Origin of the sequence: Ferroacidibacillus organovorans (genome assembly GCF_001642725.1) — a bacterium.
GTDB classification, from domain to species: domain Bacteria; phylum Bacillota; class Bacilli; order Alicyclobacillales; family SLC66; genus Ferroacidibacillus; species Ferroacidibacillus organovorans.
On the sequence record NZ_LSUQ01000032.1, the window covers coordinates 18,404 to 28,958 of the forward strand.

Here is a 10,555-nt window from a genome sequence, read left to right on the forward strand (position 1 = left end):
GTTCAAAACGGTGTCTGGTGAGGATTAGCCTGTGAGAAAACGCGTGTCGAACTTTTACGCACTCGCCTCGGATGTCAAGTAATCGCTCGCCTGCGTTTGGTCAGCGCCTTTATTCGCTCCAATTGCGTTAAAAATGAACGTAAAGATCACCGCGACAATCAAGTTTGCGACGAGTGCGTCCACTGCCGCATACGCGGCAAACGCGCCTTGTCCAACATGCAAGACGAAGATAGAAGATTTGAATCCATTGGCGATCGCCATCGAGGTGCCAACGATCATTCCTGCAGCCCAACCGAGTAACAACGCATGGCGGTGAAGCCAGCGCGTATAGAGACCGAGAATCACTGCGGGCAACGTTTGCAAAATCCACACACCGCCGAGCAACTGTAAATTGATCGCGTAGCTCTTTGGCAGAAGGACAATAAAGAGCAGCGCGCCAACTTTAACAACGAGCGAGCTCAGTTTTGCCACGCGCGCCTCATCCTGTGACGTCGCGCCGAGACGGATATACGCCTTATAGATATTGCGCGTAAAAAGATTCGCCGCCGCAATGGACATAATTGCCGCGGGAACAAGCGCGCCGATGGCAATCGCAGCAAACGCGAATCCCGCGAACCATGAAGGCAGTTGGTGAAGCAAGAGAAGCGGAACGACGGTCGTCGTATCTTTTGTTTTGATTCCGTCTGCAATTGCCATGTAGCCCATCAGCGTGATAAACGCGAGGACAAGCGAATAGATCGGAAGGAGCGCAGCGTTACGCTTGACAACCTTGCGGCCGCTGGCGCTGAGCGTACCTGTCATGCTGTGCGGATAGAGAAACAAAGCGAGTGCTGAGCCGAGTGCGAGCGTAGCGTAAGGCAGATAGGCTTTTGGCGAGAGAATGACTGCACCTGGTATCGAGCGATGCGATAACACCGTTTGGGCTACACTGAAAATGTGCGCAAATCCCCCAAGCTTCGCCGGAACAACTGCAACAACGACGATAATCGTCAGATAGATCATGATGTCCTTGACAATCGCGATCATCGCAGGCGCCCGCAATCCGCTCGTGTACGTGTAGACGGCGAGAATGGCGAACGCGATAATGAGTGGGAGCTCACCCATAAAGCCCTTCCCCGTGATGCCCATCGCGGAAATCACCGATTGCATCCCGACGAGTTGAAGCGCGATATAAGGAAGCGTTGCGAGAATGCCTGTGACGGCAATAGCCAGTGCGAGCCAGTGGCTGTCAAAACGCCCTTTGACAAAATCAGCGGCTGTCACAAAACCATGTTTCTTAGCGACAGACCACATGCGCGGCATCACGAGAAATACGAACGGATAAACGATGATCGTATAAGGAACAGCGAAGAATCCGGTCGCGCCAGAGCCGTAGAGAAGCGCAGGGACTGCAATAAACGTGTATGCGGTATAAAGGTCGCCCCCGAGTAAAAACCAGGTGATCAAGGTGCCAAAGCGACGTCCGCCGAGCCCCCACTCATCGATGTGCCCCAAATCTCCCCGACGCCAGCGTGCGGCGAGGAATCCCATAACTGTCACTAGGATAAAAAAGAAAATAAAGACCGTTAGTGCGGTGCCATTCACGCGCAAATCCCTCCCCTTCATTTATTACAAGCTTAACGCCATTACGCGTCGCGCGTCGCGCGATAGACAATCCCTGTCAACGCTGCGCTGATCAGCACCCAGAGCATTTGGTACCAATAAAAAAACGGAAACCCGAATAAAGCAGGGGCTTGAAATGCGTAAAACGAAGGAAAGAGTGTGCCGATAAAAGGAATCAGCAAAAGCCAGTACCACCCCTTGTTTGCGCGGGAAGGCGTTTTCATCTGTGGTCACCTCCATTTCTGATTTTCGCTTATTCACGATTGGACTCATTATCCACGCGACCAATCGATCCGTCAAGAACGAAGTCTAGAAATCTGTGATAAAGTAGTCTCACCATTCAGAGTTTCACAACGACCATGGGGGAGTGACGATGGACTTTTCTTACCGCATGCAGACACAAATTGAATTCGGCGACGGACGCGCAGCAAAACTCGTGGATGATCTCTCGCTCCTGTTTAAGCCGGGAGAATCGCTGATGGTTGTCACAGATCCTGGCGTTTTGCAGACGGGAATGCTTGAGCCCCTTCTGCAAATGCTGCACAAGGCGCGTTATCAGGTTGCTTTGTTTTCCGATGTTAAGCCAAACCCGCGCGATGAAGACTGCCTGCGCGGTGCGGCGCTGATGCGCGAGCAAAACGTCAGCGCAGTCGTTGCTGTTGGCGGCGGGAGTGCCATGGATACGGCGAAAACAATCGCGCTGCTCGGCCGCTCAGGCGGCGTACCGCGCGAGTACGCGGACGGCGAACGCCTCTATGAGGAGGTCGCTCCGATCATCTGCCTGCCAACGACCGCCGGCACTGGTTCTGAAGTAACCCGCTCTGCCGTGATCACGGAACACGCGACACACCGCAAGATGACACTGAAGCACGAGCGGTTGCGCCCAACCCTTGCAATCCTAGATCCACTGCTGACGCGCAGCGTGCCGCCCTCGGTCACTGCGGCAACCGGAGTTGACGCGCTCGTGCACGCCATCGAGGGCGCGACGTGCCGTCTATCGACACCGCTTTCAAGAGCGTTCGGTGAACAGGCGATGCAGTTGATCGTGCCATCGCTCAGGCGAGCCGTCGCGTGTGGCGAGGATTTGGATGCGCGCAGGGCAATGCTTGAAGGCAGCCTGCTTGCGGGGCTCTCTTTCGGTTCAACCGACGTCGCCGCAGTCCATTGCCTGGCCGAAGCGCTTGGCGGACTTTATGATACGCCGCACGGTGTGGCGAACGCCGTATTTTTGCCGAGCGTCTTGCGCTTTAATGCCGAAGCCTATCCAGTACTTCACGCAAGGCTTGCGCGCGTCATGAACTTTGCGAGTACCGCCGATTCGGATCAGCTTGCCGTTGCAAAGCTTCTTGACGGCATTCGCGCGTGGACTGCTGAACTCGGTATCCCCAAACTCCGCGACCTCGCCAGCGTGCGCGTCGAAGATTTTGAGCACTTAGCCGACTTGGCGTTTCAAAACGGATCGACAAAGAGCAACGTCCGTCCTGTCACGCGAGAGGACTATCAAACGCTGCTCGATGAAACGTATCAGTGGACATGAACGCCTTGCGCTTGTAAGCGATAGGCGCTAGCGTCCTTCAAACTGTGGTTTTCGTTTTTCGCGAAAGGCGTGCAGGGCTTCCACGCGATCGCTTGTCGGAATCAGCGATTGGTAGGCCTCCCACTCAAGTTCTAACCCTTTCGCCAAATCGACCGAGAGCCCCTGATCGATCGCCCACTTCGCCTGCCGAACAGCGAGCGGTCCGTTCCCTGCAATCTGCTGCGTAAGCTCCCCCGCGCGCGCGAACGCTTCTTCTTTCGTATCGGCCACATCCGTCAAGAGACCGATTTGCAGCGCCTCCGTTGCGTCGATCCGCGCCGCGCTGAAGATGAGGCGTTTTGCGTGCATCGGGCCGATCAGTCGCGCAAGGCGCTGCGTTCCGCCCGCACCGGGAAGAATCGCGAGTGCCGTCTCCGTAAGCCCCACCAACGTGTCACGCGCGGCGAACCGCAAATCACAGGCGAGCGCCAACTCAAGTCCCCCGCCAAATGCAAAGCCGTGGAGCAGGGCGATCGTCGGCATCGGCAACTGCTCGATCGCGCGAATCGCCTGCCGGATGAGCGTGACATGTCGCTTTACTGCATCTTCCTCCATCGTCGCCCGCTCTTTTAGATCGGCGCCTGCACAAAACCCTGCTCCCTCTCCCGAGAAGAGCACAGCGCGAGCCTTTACGTCCTGTGCCATTTCGGCCGTCACTTCGATGAGCTGCCCCACCATCTCGACACTCAGCGCGTTGCGCGCCTCTGGTCGCGCAAATACAACATGCGCCACGTCGCCTTGGCGCTCGATGTGAATCGTCATCCGCATCCCCTCCTCACTTCATCCTATCACGTGAGGCGCGTTGTGCGATGCGAATCTCTACCCCTTGATCTTCAATGCGACCGCGCATTTCAGGCGTGATTTCATCATCCGTGACAAGAATATCCATCTCATCGAGCCTTCCGATCACCGTGAATGCGCGAACACCGAGTTTGCTCGAATCCGCGAGCACGATCACCTGCTTCGCCCGCTGCATCATCGTTTGGCGAAGGCGCACCTCGTTCTCATCGAAATCGGTGAGCCCGACCTCCGGGGAAATGCCGCCGACAGATATAAACGCGCGATCCACATAGTACTTTTGCAGCGCAGACTCTGCCAGCGATCCCGTCAGATACGGTTCATCCGCCTGCAACTCGCCGCCTGTGACGAGCACCCGACCGACATTTCCGGAGCGCAGCGCAGCCGCAACGATCAAGGATGGCGTAATCACGGTCAAATTCCGTTTTTCTAATAGATACTGGCTAAACGTATTGATCGTCGTCCCCACATCCAAAAGCAGCGTGTCCCCATCCTCCACTAACGTTGACGCCAGTCTGCCAATCGCCTCTTTTTCATGGATGCGATGAATCACGCGCTCCTTGTACTTCGTGACCGGCGCCTGGTGCACGTCGACCGCCCCGCCATAAACGCGTCGTACAAGTCCTTCACGCTCTAGCAGCTCAAGATCGCGGCGAATCGTTTCCCCCGACACTTGAAACTGTCGCGCAAGCTCCACTGCGCGAACGGATGATTGAACGCGAACAACCTCTGCGATCGCGCGCATGCGATCAATGGCTAACATCGAATTCACACCCTTGTATCACCTGTTCAAACCACGCCCAGTCAACGCCAACATCACCCGGAGCGTGTGCATCCGAGCCAAACACGAGCGGGATCTCCTCACGAAGCGCGCGCGCCATCCACCACACAGGGACATACGGTCGCCTGCACGTCGCTTTACGAAACCCCGCGACGTTGCAATCCACCCCCACACCCGCCGCTTTGATCAGCGGGAGCAGTCTCGTAAGGCGGGCGCGCACAAGTGCGTCGTCAAACGCGGGAAGCGCGTCGCGAAATTTTTCAATGAGCGCAAGATGGCCCATGCGAACGGGGATTTCTAGCGTCGACGCAAAGGAGATCGCCGCTTCCACATGGTCAAAATACACATGGATCACCGACGCAACCGATCCGTAATGTGCGACAAGCCCTTCCATAAAATCTTCGGGAGATAAATCGATACACCTCATCCCCTCGCGCCCAGGAAGGAAATGGACAGACACGAGAATCTCATCAAGCGCATGCGAAACATGCGCAAGCAGTGTTCGCGTATACGCCTCGCACCCCGGCAAAAAATCAATTTCAAGCCCCACACGCACGTCGATCTCCCTCGAAAATTGCTGTTTGATCGCAGCCATCTCCACCACATAGCGATCAAGCTCATCGTAAGGCATCGCGAGTTGATTCATCACGTCCACGTTTTGCAAATATCCATCCGGCAGCGGCGGGTGTTCCGTAATCGAGTAGCGCTCAAATCCGAGTTCCATCGCGCGCTTGACATACTCCTTTACCGATGCGTCCGCGCCGTGTCTACAATAGTGAGTATGGGTGTGCCCATCCCATTTGTAAATGTGTTTCATATCAAGCACACTCATTTCTCTTTTCCATTTATCCTTGATTCAAAGCGCAAGGAGACGCCCTGCAACCTGTTTTTCGATCCGCTGATCGACAAAGCGTACGCCAACGCTCTGCCCGGTGACGACAGAGGGCACACGCGAAGACAGCGCGTCGATGAGGACCACGTCTTGCCCCACGCGCACACTCATTCGCGTCACCGCGCCCATAAAAGCGACCGAAAGCACTTCTGCGCGCGCCGCGCCCTCCTCAAATGCTTCATCAACCATAAGCGATTCTGGGCGTACGCGAAGCGTAAGGCTCTCTTGATGGGCGACTTCTTGATCGGAGAGCAGCCAGGAAAAGACATGCCCGTTCCACGAAAGCAATACGTGTTGCCCGTGCGCTGCGCGCTCACCGACGGCGAGCACAGAGACCTGAAGTGTATTGATCGCACCGATAAATGTCGCCGTAAACTCTCCCTGCGGGCGATAGTATACATCGATTGGCGCACCTGCCTGTTCCACACGTCCTTGCGACATGACGACAATGCGGTCGCTCAGTTCGAGCGCCTCTTCCTGATCGTGCGTGACCATCAGTGTTGTAACGCCAGTCGTCCGCTGAATCTCTTTTAAAAAGGAGCGCAAACTCTGCCTTACTTTCGCGTCGAGTGCGGACAATGGCTCATCGAGCAGAAGAAGCGGTGGATAAAACGACAGCGCGCGCGCGAGTGCGACGCGCTGCCGCTCACCGCCGCTGAGTTGGTCTGGCGCGTAGTTTCGGCGGTGTGTCAAGCGCACCAGTTCTAGCAGTTCCTCGACGCGTGCCTTGATCGCGTCCGCCTTCCACTTGCGAACGCGCAGCGGAAATGCGATGTTCTCAAACACACTCAGGTTTGGAAATAAGGCGTACGATTGAAACACCATACCGATGTTCCTCTTTTGCGCAGGCATTCGCGTCACATCGGCGTCATCCATCAGAATCGTCCCGGAAGTCGGTTGTTCGAGGCCTGCGACCATGCGCAAAACGGTTGTCTTCCCCGATCCACTCGGCCCGAGCAGTGTCACAAACTCACCTTCATCCACATGCATAGACACATCCGTCACCGCTTGCACCGCGCCGAACTTCTTTTGCAGTGATTCAATGCGCAGCATCGCGCACCCCCCTGTTCCGTTTCGAAAGTGCAAAAAGTGTGACGAAGACGCCGCCAATGGCGATGCCCATGCCGATAACCGCCATCGCTGCCCCTGTCAGCGGATTATTCTGAAAGCCAACCTGCAGGTAGATAGGAAGGGTCATGAAGGAGCCACCCGTCGTCAACTGCGTGATCGTAAACTCGCCCATACCGATACTGAAAACGAGGATGGAGCCGATCAGAATGCCAGGAGCCATCGCCTGAAATTGAATGCGCCAAAACGATGTCCACGCAGAACCACCTAAGCTTTGCACTGCTTCGTGGTAGATCCGAACGTCGGTGTGCCGTAGGCGATTGAGCACTGCCTGAATGTAGTACGGCATGCCAAAAAGCGCAAACGCAAACGGGAGCAGCGTGGGTGTACCGGCGAGCGCAAACGGCGGATTGCTGAAAAATTGGACGTAAGCAAGCCCTAATACAACGGCGGGCAGCACGAAGGTGACGAAACTGAGCCCTTCCATCAACCGCATCACGCGCGTGTTAAACAAGTAGCCATACCACAGCGGAGGCGTGAAAAGGGCGATGGCGAGCGCGACACTGATCAGCGAGATTCCGATCGAGTTCACGAGCGCTTGTTGAAACGATGGATCGGAAAACAGCGCAGCATAGTTCTGCAGCGTGAAAAGTCCCTGATTGTCGATGCTAAAGATCAAGAGACCGAGCACGGGAATGAGCATCCCGATGAGAAAGACGACGAGAATCGCGCGCGTCAAAAGCTTATGCAGCACGTTGTGCGCGCCCTCCTTTCGCGTGAAGGTGTGATCGGCGTTGTGCAAACAGATAGAGGAGCACAGCGAGACTCAGGACGATCATCTCCTCCATGGATAGCGCGTCACCGAGACCGAGGTTCATACTGACATTGCCGTTGACCATATACCCGATGAGAATGGGGACGAGATTGACGCTGCCGCCAGCCAGTTCGTACGCTGTGACGTACGTCGAGAAGGCATTCGCAAAAAGGAGCGCAAACGTGCTGACAAGACTCGGGAAAAGCATCGGCAGCGCGACGCGACGAATGTACGTCTGAATTGGCGCGCCAAGCGTGTACACCGCTTCTTCCCATTCTTTTTTAAGCGATGTGACGGCGGGCAAAAGAAGGATGACTGAAAGCGGAGTCAAAAAGGAGAGATACGCGACGAGCAAACCAGAGAATGAGGAGAGATTCCAGCCGAGATTGGTAAGATTGACAGAAAAAAGCTGATTGACAAGCAGGGTGAGAATGCCTGATGTCCCGAGTGTCGCCATGAACGCGACGGCGAGTGGAAGTCCTGCAAAGTTTGCCATCGTGCTCGACACGGCCATCAGCAGCTTCTGCACCGTCTGTGACTTCACGCGCGCGAGACTCCAAGCTACCATGAAACCAAAGAGCGTTGCGATCACGCTGCTATACAGTGAGAGCGAAGAGGTCATCACAAACGCGTTGCCATACTGCGCGGTCATCGTTTGTCGGTAATTCGCAATCGTCGCGCCGTGACTTCCAGATAGACTCGCAAAGAGAATGCCGAGTGCAGGGCCTACGGAGAAGATGGCCACAAAGAGAAATACGGGGATAAAAATCAGCCACCCCACACGTCTGTGCATGCGCTACCTCCTCAAGATGGAGCCGCCGACACACGTAGCGTCGGCGGACTCGTCGATTGATTTATTGGCCAAGAACCATGGGTGCCCAATCTGCGTTGATCGTGGCTGTCGCCTTCGCAAAAGTGCCCGAGAGAAAGTGGACGTGCGCCATGTTGAGCGCTGGCAGGTGCACGCTTACTGGAAGTTTAATGTATTTCAAGCGCACAGGGTAGGCTCCACCTTTTGCATACGAGATTTGTCCCGCATTCGAAAACAGGTAGTTATTTAACAAGCGCGCCGCGTACGGGTGTGGCGCATACTTGTTAATCACTTCGACATACGGTCCCGCCACAGTGCTGTCTTTTGGTACCACCGTTACAATGGAAGGACGTCCTTGGAACTGCGCGGCGTCTGCCTCAGAGAGATAGTTCCACGTGATCTGGATGCCGACTTGTCCTGTCTTCATCGCGGCGCTGCTTCCAGTCGTCCCTGTCCAGTTGCCGATCTGATGCAGCTTTTTGAAGAACTGGATACCTGGCATGACGTTGTTCGCATTGCCACCAAACGCGTAAGACGCCGCAATCACTGCGTCAAACTGCTCTGCCGCCTGGCGCGGATCGCCAAACCCGATGAGCCCTTTGTACTCCGGCTTCAGAAGATCCTTCCACGTGTGCGGGATTTGCTTAACCATCTTCGGATTGACTTCAAACGAAATGACGCCGTAGTAGGCGGCCGCCCAATTGCCATTCGGATTTTTTAAGTTGGCCGGAATCTGGTTCCAGTACTGATTCTTAAATGGCGCGACAACACCCATCTTGACGGCGGTTGGTCCAAACGAGATTCCAATGTCACCGACGTCACCGATCGGATGATTTTTTTCCTTTTGAAACGCTTGCAATTCTTCTGCCGAGCTCATATTGCCTTCTGCCACATACTGCGTTTGAATGCCATACGTTTTTGAAAAAGATGACCACATGTTTCCAAGGTTGGCCCAGTTGGACGGCATGCCAAATCCGTGTACCAGTCCTTCTGCCTTCGCTTTGGCCACAATGCCGTTGTTCCAGTTCGTGAGTGACGCGGCCGGCGCGCGATGGTTTTGCACCTTGTGACTGGATGCGAATGCGGCTGTCGCAGAGAGAATCACAGCGGCAGTAGCGGACAACGCAATGATGGTTGATGCTGATTTTTTCAATTCGATCGCTCCTTATTTTCGATTTATAAGCCAAACCATTGTGCTTTGCGCGACGGTGAAAACGGGCGCATCGTCGCGGACGGGACGACTTCAAGAAGATCACAAAAGAGTGCGGAAAGCTCCGTCTGCTCGATCGTATCCTGCGTAACACGTGACGACGAAAGACGCTGGCTGATAAGATAAAATGGTGTGATGCGTTCTGCCTCATCTGGCCCGCCGTGAAAGCCAAACGCGTTCATGCCGTGATCGGCGGTCACGATGATTTGGTACCCTTCCCGCATCCAGACGGGGAGAACGGTTGCGAGAATGCCATCCATGAACGCTGCACGTCCCGCGTATTCACGCGATTCACCGCCGTGTTTGTGCCCCGCGTGATCACACCCCATCGGATGAATGACCAAAAGATCAGGGTTTTCTGTGCGACGCATGCGCTCAGCGAGTGCAAAAAGCTGTGCGTCAGGATACTCATCTTGATGATAGAAACGCCCATGGGTGATCCCAGACTCGTTATGGTTTTGCTCCACATCGCGCACCAGATCATACGGACCGCGTGAAAACAGCTCGCTCATCCAGTGATAACCGGCGACCGCAGACGTGTGCGACGCTTCGGCGAGAACATCGAATACACTTAGCGTCTCTAAACGCGCAGTAGGTTCATTCGTATTGACACCGTGAACCCGCGGTGACGTACCCGTAAAGATGCTCGCATAGCAGGGGCGAGACAGGCTTGGCAAGACGCTCTTTACACGAGCACGAAGTGCCGCCCCCTCTTCGACAAGCCCCTCCATGTAGCCGAGTTGACGCTGCGCGACTTCGTTTGACAAGCCATCGATCAATACAACGATCAAGCGATTTGGGTTTATGCGATCTCCCATAACCAACCCCCGCAAAAGGAATGTGTACTCTTGTGGATCTATCTTCATTCTAGTTGTGTGTTTTGTGGTTTTCATTGCGTCTTTGTAATTCTTCCGTAAAGACTTGATGAAGAATAATCGAGTAGGAGGGGGCGCCTAGCCCCCGACCTCTCACACCACCGTACATGCGGGTCCGCATACGGCGG

General features: G+C 55.1%; 11 protein-coding genes. 1 reads left to right on the forward strand and 10 read right to left on the reverse strand.

Annotation, left to right across the window (positions count from 1 at the left end; translation table 11 throughout):
• Positions 1-54: 54 nt before the first annotated feature.
• Both mctP and AYW79_RS10310 read right to left on the reverse strand, forming a co-directional pair.
• On the reverse strand, positions 55-1,584 hold the full coding sequence (gene mctP / locus AYW79_RS10305) for a monocarboxylate uptake permease MctP (RefSeq protein ID WP_067565284.1): 1,530 nt from the start codon (positions 1,582-1,584) through the stop codon (positions 55-57).
• A gap of 41 nt (positions 1,585-1,625) precedes the next feature.
• Positions 1,626-1,826, reverse strand: a complete 201-nt coding sequence (locus AYW79_RS10310; protein ID WP_067565244.1) for a DUF3311 domain-containing protein — start codon at positions 1,824-1,826, stop codon at positions 1,626-1,628.
• A 149-nt stretch (positions 1,827-1,975) separates the two neighbouring features.
• On the opposite strand from AYW79_RS10310, the gene AYW79_RS10315 reads away from it, so the two are divergent.
• Positions 1,976-3,139 carry an iron-containing alcohol dehydrogenase gene (locus AYW79_RS10315; RefSeq protein WP_067565248.1) on the forward strand — a complete coding sequence of 388 codons (1,164 nt, stop codon included), beginning with the start codon at positions 1,976-1,978 and terminating at the stop codon, positions 3,137-3,139.
• Between the two features lie 27 nt (positions 3,140-3,166).
• Here the strand turns inward: AYW79_RS10315 and AYW79_RS10320 are convergent, their stop codons facing one another.
• The 8 genes from AYW79_RS10320 to AYW79_RS10355 form a co-directional block, all read right to left on the reverse strand.
• Positions 3,167-3,946: an enoyl-CoA hydratase-related protein gene (locus AYW79_RS10320; RefSeq protein ID WP_067565251.1), complete on the reverse strand. Its 780-nt coding sequence runs from the start codon at positions 3,944-3,946 to the stop codon at positions 3,167-3,169.
• A gap of 7 nt (positions 3,947-3,953) precedes the next feature.
• Positions 3,954-4,739: a DeoR/GlpR family DNA-binding transcription regulator gene (locus tag AYW79_RS10325; RefSeq protein WP_067565254.1), complete on the reverse strand. Its 786-nt coding sequence runs from the start codon at positions 4,737-4,739 to the stop codon at positions 3,954-3,956.
• Complete coding sequence (gene hisJ / locus AYW79_RS10330) at positions 4,726-5,574, reverse strand: histidinol-phosphatase HisJ (RefSeq protein WP_067565287.1); 849 nt, start codon at positions 5,572-5,574, stop codon at positions 4,726-4,728. The genes AYW79_RS10325 and hisJ overlap by 14 nt, the downstream gene beginning before the upstream one ends.
• A 39-nt stretch (positions 5,575-5,613) precedes the next feature.
• The gene (locus tag AYW79_RS10335) at positions 5,614-6,702 is read right to left on the reverse strand and encodes an ABC transporter ATP-binding protein (RefSeq protein WP_067565257.1); all 1,089 of its coding nucleotides are present in this window, start codon (positions 6,700-6,702) and stop codon (positions 5,614-5,616) included.
• On the reverse strand, positions 6,689-7,471 hold the full coding sequence (locus tag AYW79_RS10340) for an ABC transporter permease (RefSeq protein WP_067565260.1): 783 nt from the start codon (positions 7,469-7,471) through the stop codon (positions 6,689-6,691). Before AYW79_RS10340 ends, AYW79_RS10335 begins: the two co-directional genes overlap by 14 nt.
• Positions 7,461-8,324 (reverse strand): ABC transporter permease, encoded by an 864-nt coding sequence (locus tag AYW79_RS10345; RefSeq protein ID WP_067565262.1) that lies wholly within the window; start codon positions 8,322-8,324, stop codon positions 7,461-7,463. The genes AYW79_RS10340 and AYW79_RS10345 overlap by 11 nt, the downstream gene beginning before the upstream one ends.
• 61 nt (positions 8,325-8,385) lie before the next feature.
• Positions 8,386-9,495 (reverse strand): ABC transporter substrate-binding protein, encoded by a 1,110-nt coding sequence (locus AYW79_RS10350; protein ID WP_067565265.1) that lies wholly within the window; start codon positions 9,493-9,495, stop codon positions 8,386-8,388.
• Positions 9,496-9,518: 23 nt separating this feature from the next.
• Positions 9,519-10,370: an alkaline phosphatase family protein gene (locus AYW79_RS10355; protein ID WP_067565268.1), complete on the reverse strand. Its 852-nt coding sequence runs from the start codon at positions 10,368-10,370 to the stop codon at positions 9,519-9,521.
• Positions 10,371-10,555 lie beyond the last annotated feature (185 nt).

What these genes read in the sequence shown, in the direction of transcription:
- hisJ (WP_067565287.1), bottom strand. Translation starts at nt 5,574, where the DNA reads ATGAAACACATTTACAAATGGGATGGGCACACCCATACTCACTATTGT.
- AYW79_RS10320 (WP_067565251.1), bottom strand. Translation starts at nt 3,946, where the DNA reads ATGCGGATGACGATTCACATCGAGCGCCAAGGCGACGTGGCGCATGTT.
- AYW79_RS10325 (WP_067565254.1), bottom strand. Translation starts at nt 4,739, where the DNA reads ATGTTAGCCATTGATCGCATGCGCGCGATCGCAGAGGTTGTTCGCGTT.
- AYW79_RS10345 (WP_067565262.1), bottom strand. Translation starts at nt 8,324, where the DNA reads ATGCACAGACGTGTGGGGTGGCTGATTTTTATCCCCGTATTTCTCTTT.
- AYW79_RS10315 (WP_067565248.1), top strand. Translation starts at nt 1,976, where the DNA reads ATGGACTTTTCTTACCGCATGCAGACACAAATTGAATTCGGCGACGGA.
- AYW79_RS10335 (WP_067565257.1), bottom strand. Translation starts at nt 6,702, where the DNA reads ATGCTGCGCATTGAATCACTGCAAAAGAAGTTCGGCGCGGTGCAAGCG.
- AYW79_RS10310 (WP_067565244.1), bottom strand. Translation starts at nt 1,826, where the DNA reads ATGAAAACGCCTTCCCGCGCAAACAAGGGGTGGTACTGGCTTTTGCTG.
- AYW79_RS10355 (WP_067565268.1), bottom strand. Translation starts at nt 10,370, where the DNA reads ATGGGAGATCGCATAAACCCAAATCGCTTGATCGTTGTATTGATCGAT.